This is a genomic window from uncultured Kordia sp., from assembly GCF_947496985.1.
Classification (GTDB): domain Bacteria; phylum Bacteroidota; class Bacteroidia; order Flavobacteriales; family Flavobacteriaceae; genus Kordia.
On record NZ_CANMEZ010000003.1, the window covers coordinates 230,398 to 246,893 of the forward strand.

General features: G+C 32.7%; 15 protein-coding genes. 4 read left to right on the top strand and 11 right to left on the bottom strand.

Going from position 1 to position 16,496, the window contains the following annotated elements; genetic code table 11:
- The first annotated feature begins 45 nt into the window (after nucleotides 1–45).
- A complete protein-coding gene (locus tag Q0828_RS09400) occupies nucleotides 46–1,509 on the top strand; it encodes a peptidase inhibitor family I36 protein (protein ID WP_298419918.1) in 1,464 nt (487 codons plus the stop codon).
- 84 nt (nucleotides 1,510–1,593) lie between these two features.
- Here the strand turns inward: Q0828_RS09400 and Q0828_RS09405 are convergent, their stop codons facing one another.
- From Q0828_RS09405 to Q0828_RS09430, 6 genes are all read right to left on the bottom strand, one after another.
- On the bottom strand, nucleotides 1,594–2,289 hold the full coding sequence (locus Q0828_RS09405) for an RluA family pseudouridine synthase (RefSeq protein WP_298419920.1): 696 nt from the start codon (nucleotides 2,287–2,289) through the stop codon (nucleotides 1,594–1,596).
- Nucleotides 2,290–2,324: 35 nt separating this feature from the next.
- A complete protein-coding gene (locus Q0828_RS09410) occupies nucleotides 2,325–2,678 on the bottom strand; it encodes a four helix bundle protein (RefSeq protein ID WP_298419921.1) in 354 nt (117 codons plus the stop codon).
- 77 nt (nucleotides 2,679–2,755) lie between these two features.
- Nucleotides 2,756–3,574, bottom strand: coding sequence for a 3-methyl-2-oxobutanoate hydroxymethyltransferase (gene panB, locus Q0828_RS09415; RefSeq protein WP_298419923.1), 819 nt, complete (start codon nucleotides 3,572–3,574; stop codon nucleotides 2,756–2,758).
- A 444-nt stretch (nucleotides 3,575–4,018) separates the two neighbouring features.
- Nucleotides 4,019–4,414, bottom strand: coding sequence for a hypothetical protein (locus Q0828_RS09420; protein WP_298419925.1), 396 nt, complete (start codon nucleotides 4,412–4,414; stop codon nucleotides 4,019–4,021).
- Nucleotides 4,415–4,506: 92 nt separating this feature from the next.
- The gene (locus Q0828_RS09425) at nucleotides 4,507–4,995 is read right to left on the bottom strand and encodes a GyrI-like domain-containing protein (RefSeq protein ID WP_298419928.1); all 489 of its coding nucleotides are present in this window, start codon (nucleotides 4,993–4,995) and stop codon (nucleotides 4,507–4,509) included.
- 4 nt (nucleotides 4,996–4,999) lie between these two features.
- Nucleotides 5,000–5,869 (bottom strand): bile acid:sodium symporter family protein, encoded by an 870-nt coding sequence (locus tag Q0828_RS09430; RefSeq protein ID WP_298419930.1) that lies wholly within the window; start codon nucleotides 5,867–5,869, stop codon nucleotides 5,000–5,002.
- Nucleotides 5,870–6,531: 662 nt separating this feature from the next.
- Between Q0828_RS09430 and Q0828_RS09435 the strand changes: the two genes are divergently transcribed.
- Complete coding sequence (locus Q0828_RS09435; protein ID WP_298419932.1) at nucleotides 6,532–6,990, top strand: nuclear transport factor 2 family protein; 459 nt, start codon at nucleotides 6,532–6,534, stop codon at nucleotides 6,988–6,990.
- 72 nt (nucleotides 6,991–7,062) lie between these two features.
- Here Q0828_RS09435 and Q0828_RS09440 read toward each other — a convergent pair whose 3' ends face one another.
- Both Q0828_RS09440 and Q0828_RS09445 read right to left on the bottom strand, forming a co-directional pair.
- Complete coding sequence (locus tag Q0828_RS09440; protein WP_298419934.1) at nucleotides 7,063–7,287, bottom strand: hypothetical protein; 225 nt, start codon at nucleotides 7,285–7,287, stop codon at nucleotides 7,063–7,065.
- Between the two features lie 136 nt (nucleotides 7,288–7,423).
- Nucleotides 7,424–8,842: an L-serine ammonia-lyase gene (locus tag Q0828_RS09445; RefSeq protein ID WP_298419936.1), complete on the bottom strand. Its 1,419-nt coding sequence runs from the start codon at nucleotides 8,840–8,842 to the stop codon at nucleotides 7,424–7,426.
- Nucleotides 8,843–9,079: 237 nt separating this feature from the next.
- Here Q0828_RS09445 and dnaK point away from each other — a divergent pair, with 237 nt between their 5' ends.
- Nucleotides 9,080–10,987 (top strand): molecular chaperone DnaK, encoded by a 1,908-nt coding sequence (gene dnaK / locus Q0828_RS09450; RefSeq protein ID WP_298419938.1) that lies wholly within the window; start codon nucleotides 9,080–9,082, stop codon nucleotides 10,985–10,987.
- Nucleotides 10,988–11,109: 122 nt separating this feature from the next.
- On the opposite strand, the gene Q0828_RS09455 is transcribed toward dnaK, so the two are convergent.
- From Q0828_RS09455 to Q0828_RS09465, 3 genes are all read right to left on the bottom strand, one after another.
- Nucleotides 11,110–12,762, bottom strand: a complete 1,653-nt coding sequence (locus Q0828_RS09455; protein WP_298419941.1) for an HYR domain-containing protein — start codon at nucleotides 12,760–12,762, stop codon at nucleotides 11,110–11,112.
- A 174-nt stretch (nucleotides 12,763–12,936) separates the two neighbouring features.
- A complete protein-coding gene (gene recQ / locus Q0828_RS09460; RefSeq protein ID WP_298419943.1) occupies nucleotides 12,937–15,039 on the bottom strand; it encodes a DNA helicase RecQ in 2,103 nt (700 codons plus the stop codon).
- Between the two features lie 314 nt (nucleotides 15,040–15,353).
- A complete protein-coding gene (locus tag Q0828_RS09465; protein ID WP_366523575.1) occupies nucleotides 15,354–15,998 on the bottom strand; it encodes an esterase in 645 nt (214 codons plus the stop codon).
- A 73-nt stretch (nucleotides 15,999–16,071) separates the two neighbouring features.
- Between Q0828_RS09465 and Q0828_RS09470 the strand changes: the two genes are divergently transcribed.
- Complete coding sequence (locus Q0828_RS09470) at nucleotides 16,072–16,491, top strand: hotdog fold thioesterase (RefSeq protein WP_298419945.1); 420 nt, start codon at nucleotides 16,072–16,074, stop codon at nucleotides 16,489–16,491.
- Nucleotides 16,492–16,496: the final 5 nt, after the last annotated feature.

A 16,496-nucleotide genomic window follows, 5' to 3' on the forward strand; every position in this document is an offset into this window, starting at 1 on the left:
GAATTGTTTACCAAAAAAATATATTAACTAAAAAAACACAAAATTATGTCAACATGTAATGTATCATTTTTTAAAGATGATGACTTTGATGGTCGCTATAAAAACTATGATGGAGCAAGAAATGTTTCTGATTTAGAAGACGTGCACTGGCACGATCATGACGGCGATAACATGAAAGATGATATCAGCTCTATTACAACAAGTACACAAACATGGATTCGTGTATACTCTAAAGCAAATTATCAAGGAAGAACTGCATTGATTGGACCCAATGCAAGAATAAAAATGGAAGATTTGATGGATGATAACGGTGAAGATGATATGGATGACACCATTGAAAGTTTTCAATTATTTGATCATGAACCAAGTTTCAATACAACCAATGTTATTAATAACTTTATTGCATTGTATCCAGGTTCTGATCATGATCGAAAAAACAATATTTATAACAGTGAATTTTACGCACAAAATGTAAAATACCGTATTTATGATCCTGTAATTACGTTAGGTTCTTCGAAAGCTTCTTTTAGAATTGATTTAGAGCATATTCAATTAGAAACCAATGATAAGGCAACTGTAACCTTTGGAATGGATTTTAGTGGAAATTATATAGATCAAGTTGAAGTTACCTATACAATGGCAGATGCGACTCAAATTCCTGATTGGGTCATTAAAATTGTAGATGGCGCTATTGATGTTGCTGCAGATGCTGCTAAAATTATTGCAGATGGTGCAGAAATTGTAATTACAGATGGCGTAGGTGTTGTTGCGACTGTTGAAACGAATAAAATTATTGATTATACAGCCAAGGCAGTTACATTTTGCGTAGACCATTTAAATACAGTTTTAAATGCTGTTTTTAATTATCAAGATGATGGAGGAACGATGTACTTCGCCGGAATTGTATCACATAGTATCGCACGTTCTGTATTGGCGTATTATGAAGAAATATTTGGACCAGATACGAATCCAGTGAAAACATTTACATACCAAAACTTTTTAAGTTCTATGGGCGTTTCTAGTTTTGATAACTCAAGAGAAAATCCTTTTGTAGAATTTAAAGAGAATGATTATGATTACAGAGCATATTATCCTGATAATACATTCTTTTATGCGCAAGGTGGATCGTTATCTTCTGTAAAAATTGACGCAGTCACTGGTTTTCAAAAAGACGATCATTTAATTATGCAATCTATTTATGATCCTAAAGGAAATTTATTTTCGATTGTAGGAAGTATTGATATTTTTGGAAGAAATCATGATGATGACTATACATCGCCAGCTTCTGGAATTGTAACATATAATAAAGAGCAACAAATGATTCATATTGGACAAGATGGTACAGTTACAAATATTAATTACAACTCTTTACAAGATGCATATCAAGATAAAATGTTATCAGCATTAAACAGTACGGCAAATACATTTGATATGGACATTACAGATCACCAGTACGGATTAATTGATGCTTCTATGCGTGTGTTAGCAGCAACCAAAGCAGGAATGTAATCGTATTCAAATGAACAAATAAGAATTATCATTCTTAGAAGCGAAATAGCTTTCAGAATTTTTCTGGAAGCTATTTTTTGTAAATTAATTACAGGCGTCCCAAATGGGATCTTTTGGTGTTGGCGCTATAATTTCTACTTGTTCTTTCTTTACAGGATGTGTGAAAACTAACTTGCGTGCATGTAAATGTATGCTTGCATCTTTATTGGAACGATTAAAACCATACTTTAAATCACCTTTAATTGCACAATCAATCGTTGCCAATTGCGCTCTAATTTGATGATGTCTTCCTGTATGTAATGCAATTTCTAACAAAACGTAACGATCAAGTTTTTTCTTAACTGTATACTCTAAAATGGCTTTTTTACTTCCGTCAATTTCTTTAGAAAATGCCGTCGATTTGTTATTCTTCGGATTCTTGCGAAGCCAATGAGTTAACATATCATTTGATTTTGGCGGTGTGTTTTTAACAACTGCCCAGTACGTTTTCTTTGTTTTTTTCTCTACAAACTGAAGATTCAATCGCGGTAAAGCTTTGGAAGTTCTTGCAAAAACAACAATACCAGTTGTAGGTCTGTCTAAACGGTGTACAACACCTAAAAACACATTTCCAGGCTTATTATATTTTTTAGCAATATATTCCTTTACAACATCGCTCAGTGGTTTATCTCCAGTTTTGTCACCTTGCACAATATCTCCAGCACGTTTATTAACAACAATCACATGATTATCTTCATAAAGCACTTGTAAGTTATTTTTTGTGGAAATTATTTTAGACATGCGTCAGATGGTTAGATTATTGAATTGTTGGATATTTATGTTTTTAATATCGTTGTAAATTTAGAAATCATTTTGATAATTACGTGAAGTTCTTTGATGAGTTTTTGTAAATCTTCTTTTGAAAGAAATCCCAAATCATTCGCAATTAACAATTGTGTTTCTATTTCATAAGCTGAACCAACAGCAATTCTTAAAAATCGAATAAAATCTTTATTTGAATCTCTTGAAGTTCCTTCCGCTATGTTTGAAGGAATTGATACGCTAGCTCTGCGTAATTGATTTATTAAGCCAAATTTTTCTAATGCTGGAAACTTTGATGTCGTGTTGTAGATTGATGCACAAAACAACCTACTTTTTTTCCAAATTTCTAATTCTTTAAAACGGTGCATACTATCATATTTATTTATTAAATATGAGCATCTCAGGAGGAAAAAATCTACAATCTAAAAGTCTAAGAAAGTCTAGTTTAATATTGCTCCGATTCATTAGGGAAATCAACCGATTTCACATCAGCAGCATACTGTTTAAAAGCGTTTGTCATTTCTTCATACATACTTAAATAACGACGTAAAAAACGTGGATTAAACTCATGTGTCATTCCTAACATATCATGTGTTACCAATACTTGTCCGTCTACACCATTTCCAGCACCAATTCCAATCACAGGAATCGTAAGACTTTCAGCAACTTCTTTTGCTAAAGTAGCAGGAACTTTTTCCAATACAACCGCAAAACAACCTGCTTTTTCAAGCATTTTGGCATCTTCTTTTAATTTAGCAGCTTCTTCTTCTTCTTTTGCACGAACTGTATATGTTCCAAACTTATAAATAGATTGTGGCGTTAATCCTAAATGCCCCATCACAGGAATTCCAGCATTTAAAATACGCTTTATTGATTCTTTAATTTCTTTTCCTCCTTCAACTTTTACAGCATGTCCACCAGATTCTTTCATAATTCGAATCGCAGAACGCAATGCTTCTTTCGGATCAGATTGATACGTTCCAAAAGGTAAATCTACTACAACCAAAGCTCTATTAATTGCTCTAACAACAGAAGAAGCATGGTAAATCATTTGATCTAATGTAATAGGTAATGTCGTTTCGTGTCCGGCCATTACATTACTGGCAGAGTCTCCAACTAAAATTACATCAATTCCAGCACCATCTACAATCTTTGCCATTGTATAATCATAAGCGGTAAGCATGGAAATTTTTTCTCCATTACTTTTCATTTCTACAACTGATTTAGTGGTAACTCTTTTGTACTGTTTCTTTGCAACTGACATATATAATATTTTATGAAGCCATAAAAATAATACAAAAAAAACTAGTGTTAACGTATGATGAGGTAAATAATTTAAAATCAGACAAACATAATGCGCTATATTTTTCGCAAGAAAAAATATCAATTACAGTTTATCCGTAATTAAAAGACAGTAATTATTGCAAACTTCTTATATATAAATCGTATATTTGTTTAATATTTATTTACAAACGTTAAACAATATTGAATTTGTTAACGGAAATAATATTATTTATAATATGTGTGACAACAAAATCGAAGCGTGTTAGTTTTGTACACAGCTTAACTTAACGCATTCTAAGGACATGTAACACAAGTTAGTTTAGTTGATCCTAGGAATCTTATGGTGCGATTAGTAAGATTTCTAGGATTTTTAATTTACAATATTTTCTTGTAATAAAAGCAAAGCTCCTGTGAAAAAGAAAGCTTATTGATATTTTAAAATGAACTTTCTCACCTTTTTTTCATCGATCTCTCCCTTATCATTGAAAACTTTCCCTTTGTAGAGAATCTTTATAATGTTTTTCCATGATTTACCAGCCAAACTACTCGTAAATAATGTTTTTTCACTGTCAAAAAAAACGATCTTTACTGCATCATCGCCAAAGTAATTTTGTGTTCCTCCGTTATCAGCCTCCATATATATCAATTCATCTTCGCCATCAAGTGAATAAATAGTAAATTTTGATCCAAAATCTTCTCTTTCGAATTTGAAGATTTCTTTTCCATCTACTTTTACTTTATCCTTTTTGAATTTTACTTTTTGTGCATAAATAGTATTTGATACTAATGCTAACAATACAATAATTATTATTTTTTTCATTCTTATAATTTTAGCCGCATAATATAATATTTATATAATTTTTACAAAAATCTTTTTTTAAAATTATCTCTCTGTAATTACTAATTTTATGTTTAGATTTTTTTAATCGGAATCCAAACCTCTTCCTGCGAGTTTTCATCAGATGGATTATAGTTTTCTCCCAATACTTCAAAATGTGGTCTGTTATCTAAATTATAGCTTGAATTTGGCAACCATTCACCAAAAATATAATTCGCTAATGCTGGAAAGCCAGAAGGTAGTCCTTTATAAATAAATACAGCGTACAAACCAGATTCGATGGTTAAGGTTTCCATTTCATCAGGAATAAAAGAGAAATCAATAACTTCTGTCATAGCATATTTAGTAAACGCTGTCTGCGGATTGAAATTTTTAAAATACAAATCGTCATCATATACTTGAATAGAATAAAAATCGCTGCCAATTACATTTTTGACATGCTTTCTATTTTGCATAAAACTTCTCCATAATACTGGAGTTGTGTTATTGACTAAAGACATTCGAGTTGACTTCCCAATGAGTTTTTTCTGCGGAAGCGTTTGTATTGTTGGAGTTTTAAACATAAAATTAATTTATTTCTTTTCGTTTACTAAAATACCACATTAAAATACTACCCGTCACAAACATCCAAATGGAATATGCAACAATAGGAATAGCCATATCTAAATTGTTTAAAACTGTAGTTGCAATTACAATTGCTAATGTTCCATTTTGAATACCACTTTCTACGGTTATGGAGATAGAATCTTTTAAATTGAGCTTAAATAAACGAGCCGTTACATAACCTAATGTCATAGTGGCAATATTAAGAAGTAACGTTACCACTCCAACTTGTTTCATGGCATCTCCTAGAAATTTCCATTTTGCAGCCACGATTGCAATAAAAATCAATACAAAAATAACTGTAGAAGCTGTACGCATTTGTTTTTCCATTCGTATAGCAAACGCTGGTTTTGAACGACGAATGAGCATTCCTATTGAAATAGGTATGGCAATAATAACAAGTATTTGAAGTATAATATCTATTATAGGTAACTTAATCACAACATCAGTAGTACTTCCAAAATAGTCAAGTGCAAATGATAAAATTGTCGGAATTGTCAAAATAGTTGCAAAACTGACAATAGCTGTTAAGGTAACTGACAAGGCAATATTTCCTTTGCAAACTTGTGTGATCAAATTACTTGTAGGGCCACCAGGGGCAGCTGCTAAAATCATTAATCCAATTGCCATGGTGGAATCTAAACCAAAAGCAATGGCTAATGAGAAGCCAATAATTGGTAAAAATATAAGCTGATTTACAATGCCAATAAACGCTGCTTTAGGATATTTTGTAATTCGTGTAAAATCTTTTGGAACTAAGGTCATTCCCATACCTAGCATAATAATACCAAGCGATAGGGGAAGTAATACTTTGGTTAGAATAGTCGTAATCATTGGTTGGTTATTTTGCTAAACAATGTAGTGATAATAAATGGAATGAAATTTTATGGAATGTTATATTTTTAATTCAATTTGAGTCGACTCTTTTATATACGTAAGTCCTTCGCATTTTTCCTTTTCTATTAGGTAGAAAAAAAATGAGTTTTCTTTTTTTGATCTTAACAGTCCAAGAATGAAATGTTTTTGGATTATTTTTTTCTCTTGTTAAAATTGTGATTTTCTTCTTGTAGAGAATATAACCTTTTGAAATCTCTGGTGTGTATTTTCTAAAAGTTTTCCAATCTTTTTTACTAGAAACGTTATAATTTTTTCGTGTATATGTTGAATCAGAATGAATGATAATTTCTGTAACTATATAAGAGTAATTTGGATAATAATTATGATCATGTGCCAAATAGATTTTGTCTTTGTTTTGACTTAAGCTAATGGTTGTAATGAAAAATAAGGTTAGGGCGATAGCTGTTTTTTTTAATAGATATTTCATAAAAAAGATTCAATATTCAAGAATAGACCATTATCTTAATAAAAATCACTTATTTATAAAAAAGTAAAAGTAGTTAAATAATATGGTTGGAGATTTGTTAAAAATCTTAAAACTATGATAAAACGAAACTAGTTTTCCAGTTTTTATATTATTTTTCAAAAAATCAATCAACATGAAAACCTATATCCTCTTATTATTTTGTATAATTAGTTTTAGCTTGAATGCCCAAACAGACGATGTAAAAGCTGTAAAACAAGCTGTAATTCAATTTTTTGAAGGATTTCACAAAAAAGATTCTGTCATGATGCAAGAAGTAGTTCATAAAGATATCATCTTGCAAACGACCTTCATGACTAAAAAAGGAGAGTCAATATTACGAAAAGGCAATGCCGAAGGCTTTATAAAAGCGGTTGCTACTAGAGCTGACAGTCCAACTTGGGATGAACGTATTCAATCTTATAACGTTCAAATAGATGGAACAATGGCCAATGTATGGACACCTTACGAATTTTGGTTAGATGGAAAGTTTTTGCATTGTGGCGTAAATTCATTTCAACTATTTAAGGACAACGGAAAGTGGAAAATTATCTACTTAATTGATACACGCCGGAAAAAAGGTTGTCAAGAATAATTATAAGTATATCTTCAAAATATAAAGAGACGAATTATAACTCGTCTCTTTACAATAATTATCACTTAATGTCTATCCAACAGTAGGATCATTTGGATCTATAGTATCCGTAATCGTGTCTGTTGATGTGTGCGTATACGTATCTGTAAGTGTATCCGTAAATGTGTCGGTAAATGTGTGCGTGAACGTGTGTGTAAAAGTTCCTGTAATTGATGCGCGTCCTCCTTTAATACCGACGTTAAGATTAGAGATTGATTTCTTGTTAAGCGCTAATGCTTTGATACTTCTGTTTTTCATGATTAATAATTTTTATGGTAAATAATACACTGAAGTTACTGAAAAAAGAATGTAAAAATCTTAAAAAAAATGTAATATTTTTGATAATATTTCTCACGAAATTACATGTGATTGCGTGTGTCAAGAAAAAAGCATACTAACAATCTGCTAAGTTTACACCAACGGCCAAACCGCCTTCAGAAGTTTCTTTATACTTTGAATTCATATCTTTTGCGGTTTCCCACATGGTGTTCACTACTTTATCAAGCGGAACTTTAACGTCTTCAGGATTGGTTTCCATTGCAAGTTCGGCTGCATTAATCGCTTTTATCGCTCCCATAGAATTTCGCTCAATGCATGGTACTTGTACTAAGCCACCAATAGGATCACAGGTTAAACCTAAATGATGTTCCATGGCAATTTCGGCAGCAATCATGACTTGTTCAGGCGAACCTCCATATAATTCTGTCAATGCACCAGCTGCCATGGCAGAAGATACGCCAATTTCAGCTTGACAACCACCCATTGCAGCAGAAATAGTGGCACCTTTCTTAAAAATGCTTCCAATTTCACCAGCAACTAATAAAAAGCGTTTGATATGACTAAAATCTGCTTTATGATTTTCAATCACCATATAATACATTAAAACTGCAGGAATAACACCAGCGCTCCCATTCGTTGGTGCTGTCACAACTCTTCCTAATGAAGCATTTACTTCATTTACAGCTAAAGCAAAACAGCTTACCCATTTAAAAATTTGACGAAACTTTACGGTAGTCTTTCTTATCTTTTGTAACCAATCTTCGGGAGAGTTATATGGTAAATCACCTTTTAACTTTTGGTGAATATCATATGCTCTTCGTTTTACATTAAGTCCACCAGGCAAAATTCCAGTGGTATGACAACCAGTGTACATACATTCTAACATGGTGTTCCAAACACGACGCAATTCGGCATCGATCTCTTCTGGAAAACGCAATAAAGTTTCGTTTAGTAAAACAATTTCAGAAATCTTCTTTTGTTCTTGATTGCAAAAATCGATTAAATCGGTTGCTTTATTAATAGGAAATGGGAAAATACGAATTGGATGATCCGTATCTGAATGTGTTTCTTCTTCCTTTACCACAAAACCACCACCGATAGAATAAAAAGTAGATGAATATATTTTATGATTTGCAACGGCATGAAAAGTAATACCATTTGGATGAAAAGGAAGAAAATCTGAATTAAATATAATGTCTTTACTTGGTGTAAAAGAGATTTCTTTTTCTTGATTGAAATTTAAAACTTCTTGTTCATTAATAGAACTTACAATTGTGGAAATACTTTCAGTAGGAACCGTTTCTGGGTCTGCACCATACAACCCAAGTAAAACTGCCAAATCGGTAGCATGCCCTTTTCCAGTTAAAGATAAAGAACCGTATAAATCTACTTTAATTGAAGTAACTGCATCAAAAAGATCAGTAGCTTTTAACTCTTCAATCCAGCTTTCAGCAGCTCTCCAAGGACCTAAAGTATGGGAACTTGACGGGCCAACACCAATTTTAAGCATATCAAATACACTGATGTATTCCATTATATATTCAGTTTAGTAAAACAAATATATAGGATTCAGATTAACAAAAAGGATGTATCGCATGAAATTTATCGAAGAAAAAACAAAAGTTCTGCCAACCTGTCATTCAATCTTGCCATAATCGTAAATCTATCTGACAAAACTTTAGCATTTTAGGGTTGGCATAGTCATTGTCTTATGGATAACAGTAAAAAAATAAAAATCACAACACAATAGATAAAAGTTTAAAATAAGGTTATGAGTAAAATTATTGGAATCGATTTAGGAACTACCAACTCATGTGTTTCCGTAATGGAAGGAAATGAACCAGTAGTAATCGCAAACGCTGAAGGAAGACGAACTACTCCTTCTGTTATTGCTTTTGTTGAAGGCGGAGAAATCAAAGTTGGTGATCCTGCAAAAAGACAATCTGTAACAAACCCTACAAAAACAGTTTATTCTATCAAACGTTTTATGGGGAACAAATTTTCAGAATCTGCTAAAGAAGCAGGACGTGTTCCATATAAAGTAGTAAAAGGAGATAACGATACGCCAAGAGTTGATATTGACGGACGTTTATATTCTCCACAAGAATTATCTGCAATGATTCTTCAAAAAATGAAGAAAACTGCTGAGGAATTCTTAGGACAAGATGTTTCGGAAGCTGTAATTACAGTACCAGCATATTTTAATGATGCACAACGTCAAGCTACAAAAGAAGCAGGAGAAATTGCAGGATTAAAAGTTAGAAGAATTATCAATGAGCCAACTGCTGCGGCATTAGCTTATGGAATGGATAAGAAAGGAACAGATCAAAAGATCGTTGTTTTTGACTTTGGAGGTGGAACACATGATGTTTCTATTCTAGAATTAGGAGATGGAGTATTTGAAGTATTATCTACTGATGGAGATACACACTTAGGTGGAGATGATGTTGATGAGAAAATCATTAACTGGTTGGCAGATGAGTTCAATAGTGAAGAAGGAATGGATTTACGTAAAGATCCAATGGCATTACAACGTTTAAAAGAAGCGTCTGAAAAAGCAAAAATTGAATTATCAAGTACAACTTCTACGGAAATTAACTTGCCATATATTACTGCTACAGCTAGTGGACCAAAGCACTTGGTTCGTACATTATCTAGAGCAAAATTTGAGCAATTAATCGACGATTTAGTAAAAAGAACAATTGAGCCTTGCCAAACTGCTTTGAAAAATGCTGGTTTATCAACAGGAGATATTGACGAAATTATCTTAGTAGGAGGTTCTACACGTATTCCTGCTGTACAAGAAGCAGTAGAAAAATTCTTTGGTAAAAAACCAAGTAAAGGTGTAAATCCTGATGAAGTTGTTGCTGTAGGAGCTGCAATTCAAGGTGGAGTTTTAACAGGAGATGTAAAAGACGTTTTATTATTAGATGTTACACCACTTTCTCTTGGAATTGAGACAATGGGGAATGTAATGACAAAGCTAATTGATGCAAACACTACAATTCCAACAAAGAAATCTCAAGTATTTTCAACAGCTGCAGACAATCAGCCATCTGTGGAGATTCATGTACTACAAGGTGAGCGTCCAATGGCAGCAAACAATAAAACAATTGGTCGTTTCCATTTAGATGGAATTCCACCAGCACAAAGAGGAGTTCCTCAAATTGAAGTAACATTCGATATTGATGCTAACGGAATTATCAATGTTTCAGCTAAAGATAAAGGAACAAACAAAGAACAAAACATTCGTATTGAAGCTTCTTCAGGATTAACAGAAGAAGAAATTGAGAAAATGAAGCAAGAAGCGGAAGCAAATGCAGAAGCGGATAAAAAAGCAAAAGAAACTGTTGATAAGTTAAATGAAGCAGATTCTATGATTTTCCAAACAGAAAAGCAATTAAAAGAATTTGGTGATAAATTATCTGATGATAAGAAAAAGCCAATTGAAGATGCTTTAGAGGAATTGAAAAAAGCGTATGAAACAAAAGACATCGCAGTGATTGATCCTGCTTTAGAGAAAATCAACGAAGCTTGGAAAGTTGCTAGTGAAGAAATGTACAAAGCACAAGCAGAAGCACAACAAGGCGGAGCTCCAGGACCAGATCCATCAGCACAAGGTGGAGATGATAAAGACGGAGAAGATGTTCAAGACGTAGATTTCGAGGAAGTTAAGTAATCTTAACAATTATTATATAAAAGAAAACCAGCTCAATTGAGCTGGTTTTTTTTATGATTTCTTCAAATATTTATTTTGTTGTCATATCGCACATAAGTCGAGATAAAACATAAATCACATTCTTATCTTTTTACAATTCGTTTCACAGCAATTCTATTATCAGAATCTTCTAACTGCATAAAGTATATTCCGGCTGCAAGATTTGAAATATTAACCGTTTTTCCATCAGCTAACTGTCCAATATTAGAAATGGTTTGTAAAGTTCTACCATTTAAATCAAGAATACGTATGTTATTCAATGAAACATTGGTTACACTATTAATTGTAATAACATTCTTTGTAGGATTTGGTGAAAGCCTGATACTATTTGAAAAAGCATTTTCATCAACACTTAAGTTTTCATCTATAGTAACGTCAAAAGAGCACATTACTGCGTTTCCTGCCAAATCTGTAATTGTAAACGTATTTGTTGTCGTACCAATTGGGAAATCAGCACCACTAGGTAAACCAGCAGTTTGAGTTGGGATATAATCAACTTCTAAAAGGTATCTGTATGTGCTTCCATTCGTAATATCATTCCAACCACCACTTGATTGAATTACAGTATAATCTTCATTTCCTGCATTATTTGGTTCTCCAGAATTCCAATTATCATAGGTTGAAACATCTCCACTGTGCCATATAAAACTTCCTTCGGAAGCTGTATCACTAAATCCTAACAGCACATCTCCAGTTCCTCCAATTTTACTGATGGCTTCGGTGATAGTTGTATTGTCTGTGCCATTTCTTATGGTTCCTACAAATCCACCTTGAACAATTGCATCAGTAAAAGCATCGGCAGGCGTAAATGTATTATCTGATAAATAATATGCTTTTCCATTAATGTTTGTCAAAGGTGTAAAATCTGTCAATGGGTTTATCAATACACAATTATCTGTAGGTGTTAAGGCATAATTAACAACAGCAGTTGTATCTCCAAAACTAGCAGCTGTTTCCATAATGTTTGCAGGGCAACCGGCAACAGGTAATTCATTGTCTACTACAGTAACTGTAAAGCTACAGCTAGAAGTATTATTATCAGAATCAGTAATACTCATAAAAACTTCAGTAGTTCCCACAGGAAATGATGAACCAGAAGCCAAACCAGATGTTACGGTTGGTGTCAACATTCCATCTTCAGTATCGTTAGCGGTAACGTTATAATTTACAACAGCGTCACATTGTCCGGTAGTATTATTAACAGTAATATTTGCAGGACAGCTAATCACTGGCGAATCTCCAATAGATTCAAATAATTGAATATCTGCAATTTGATTAATGCTTGAAGCACCACAAGTTCCTGTAAAGTTAACTCTATAATACGTATATGAGTTAGTATTCGTAAATGAAAATGTTCTTGAAAAGAAACGTGTAGAAGCACATGGAATAGTTCCAGTAGCAATACTTGTAAAATTTGTTCCATCATTAGAACCAGAGATTTCATAATTAGTCGGATCACGTTCAGGTGCATCGTTTGCTGTTACAAATTCCATAGCAATGGCAGTAGTTGCAACACCTAGTATATCGACTTCAAGACCAATACCATCAAAAGCATTAAAATCTAAATACTTTGTATTCGAATTTTGATCAATTACATTTTGAACACCTTCAGCTCCAGGCGAATTTACACTTCCAAAAGTGGTTGCTGTGTGAATGGAATCATCAAAAATCCCTTGCGCATTAGTAAAAGAAACTCCTGTACAAATAAGAAGTAATAAGAGTAATTTTTGTTTCATAATTAGTTGGTTGTTAGTTTTAAGTGAAATTAAGACAGGAAGTTAGCTGAATTTTCTAAAACTATCAAATTTTTCATCAAAAGTGTGAAAAGAATAAAATCTATATAAATTATAGAGAATACTACACTTATCGTGAAGAAAAATAGAATGGTAACTAATTGTATATTGATGTACTTAATTTTCTTTACTCAAAATGGTTAAACCAATACGAATTGTAGAATAGGGAATTGCTTCTTCAAAATGTTCAAAATAGGCTTTTAACGTATCAGGATCATTAAGTGTTTCTTTAGCGTCTCTAATACTTTGTAAGTCTTGTTTTCCAATAAATTGCATTAAATCGATATCTTTTCCATCGTCATATAATTTAGAAATATGAGAAAAGATAGTAGTTTCAGCTAATTTTCGTTCTTGCGCAATTTCAGCAATCGATAAACCTTGTTTGTATAATTCGTATGTTTTCTTAGTTGTTTCGCCTTTAGTACGTCTTGGTTTTTTTTCTTTTGAAAAAGCGATGATTTCTTTAATGAATTGATATCCATAATTTTCCATCTTTTTTCGCCCAACACCATTAATTTGTATAAATTCTTCATCAGACATTGGTCGTTCTGCGTCCATTTCTTTCAAGGTTGCATCGTTAAAAATTTGATACGCAGGAACATCTTCTTCGCGTGCAATATTGAGTCGTAATTCACGTAATCGTTCAAATAATAAATTTTTAGAGGCTTTAGGAGCTTTTGCTTTTTGTTTTTCTTTTACTTTCTCAGCTTCGACTAAGTTTGCTAAATCAACTTTCTTTCCTTTAAACAATACATCTTTTGCAAATTGTGTAAGTTTAAGTTTATTATTTTCATGAAAAGCAATTTCTAAATACCCTTGATTAATCAGTTGTGTCATGTACTGTTTCCAGTCAAGCCAAGCAATATCTTTGGCTATTCCGTAGGTTTTTACATTTTGATACCCTTTTTCAAAAATGGTATTATTTTGTGCACCACGCAAGACATCAATGACAGTTCCTATTGGTTCTTGCCCATCTAAACGCGCTACAGCAGATAGGGCTTTTTGAGCAATAATAGTTCCATCAAAAAACTGTGGAGGATTTTTACAAACATCGCAGTTTCCACAATCTTCACTAATCAATTCTCCAAAGTAATTGAGTAATATTTTTCTGCGACAACTCAACGCATCAGCGTATTCTTTCATACGATCTAACTTGGCAAGTTGCACATCTACATTACCTGAATTTTGCGCAAACTTTTGCAATTGAATCACATCTCCATAACTATGAAAAAGTAAGGTGTCTGAAGGCAATCCGTCACGACCTGCACGACCAATTTCTTGATAATACCCTTCTATGTTTTTTGGTAAATTATAATGAATAACCCAACGTACATTCGATTTGTCAATTCCCATCCCAAAAGCAATGGTTGCACAAATTACCTGACATGTATCATTGATGAAGTCTTCTTGAATTTGAGAACGAATATTGTGAGCAATTCCAGCATGATATGCCATTGCGTTGATATTAGCAGCTTGCAATTTTTCGGCAACGGCTTGTGTAGCTTTTCTACTTAAACAATAGATGATTCCGCTTTCGTTTGGTTTATCTTCAATGAAATTAATGATTTGTGTAATTCGATCATTTGCAGGACGTACTTCTAATTTTAAATTCTTTCGATCAAAAGATGCTATGTGTTGTGTGGCATTTGGAATGTTTAACTGATTGGCAATGTCTTCACGAGTTGCCTTATCTGCAGTAGCGGTTAATGCAATCACAGGAATATCAGGAAAACGATTTTTTAAATAGCCAAGATTTGTATATGCTGGACGAAAATCGTGTCCCCAAGATGAAATACAATGGGCTTCGTCAATAGCAATCAAACTAATTTTCTGGCTTGTAAAAATATGTTCTAAATAGGATAAACTTTCAGGTGCTGTGTATAACAATTTTATTTCGTTAGCAGCAATTTTACTATAAATTTCTTGTTGCTCACTTTCCGATTGGCTACTATTAATATAAGCAGCAGCAATTCCGTTAGTCGTTAAACCATCAACTTGATCTTTCATTAAGGCAATCAAAGGAGAAATTACAATGGTAATTCCTTCTAATAAAATAGCTGGTAATTGAAAACAGATTGATTTTCCTCCACCTGTAGGCATAATCACTAAATTATCATTTCCTTCAAAAATTGATTGAATAATTTCTTCTTGCAATGGTCTAAATTGGTCGTAACCAAAATATTCTTTTAGGGTACTTTTAATTTTAATTGGGGCTATCATATCTTACAAAGAAAACAAAAAATAGCTACTTTTCTAAGGATTTATTTTAATTAGTTCTAAATAAGAACCAATACAAACAAAGAGACTTTATGACAAAAAAATGGCGTGTACAAAAAAGCGCAACTGTTTGTACAAGTTGCGCTTTTAAGGATTGGTTGTGATTGGTTATTTAGTGGTTTTGAGCTAAATTTAGGTTTTTTAGGAAATCTAAAATTTAACTCAATTTTTTTTTGATGATGTAAACATACAGATAAAAATATGAAGACTATTACGTGATCGCCCTACTAAAGCTACGTAAAACTCATATTATTAGACTAATCGGCAAGTGAAGATAGTACTTCCATTGACATTTGATGCGTACCTTCAAAGGTATTGAAGAAGTAATTGTCGCCAAATAATAACTGCATTTTTTCAATTTCTTGTTGCATGCGTTTTTCTGTTAAATATTCGTCCTTATCACCTACAATATTAATGACTTTTGTAGTGTCATAATTGATGAATTCAAAATCTGTAGCTGTTAATTCATTCGGAATACTTCCTGCATAAATAATCAATTTAGTACATGGGATTTTATAACGTGCAACCCAACGCAACGCAACTGAAACACCTTGTGAAAACCCTAAAACATAAAAATTCACAGTACTAGGAATCTGTTCAGCTTTATAAATGGCATTCAAATTTGCCATTACATTTTCAATTTCTTTTTGTGTGTTTTCTTTGGTCAGCCAACTAGCACCAACGTGCTTGTATTCGTTCTTTAAGTAATATTTAGAAGCCGCTTGTGGAGCAATAATGTAATTCTCTTCAGGATTTAGCGTTTCAAAATAAAGTGAAAAATAACGACTCAAAAAACCAATTCCATGGCAAGCGAACCATACGTTTTTAGTTTTTGAAGTAAGTGTGTTTACAGTAGTATATGTATTTGTAGTTTGGTATGATATTTCTTTTTCGTTCATCATTAGATTTGCGCTAGTGTTTTGTATTTTTGTAGTATCAAAACTGTTTGTCGATACAATTCTATAAATATATCAAATGAATTTAAATAAAGAAGAAATTCTGAAACAACTCAATGCAATTGTTCCAAATACATTACTTGAAACCTTAAAAATTTCATACACGGATGTTGGAGAAGATTATTTAATAGCAAAGATGCCTGTAAACGCAAGTGTACATCAACCGCAAGGATTATTACATGGTGGCGCAACAGTTGCATTGGCTGAAACCGTAGGAAGTACGGCTTCACATTTATTTATAGATACAACAAAGTTTAAAGTGAAAGGATTGGAAATTTCGGCAAATCACTTAAAAAGTAAACGAGAAGGCGAAGTATTTGCAACTGCACGACCAATTCATAAAGGACGCACAACACATCTTTGGGAAATAAGAGTGGAAGATGAAGAAGGAACCTTAATTTCGTTGTGTAAATTGACAACGATTGTATTGCTTAAATAATTTCA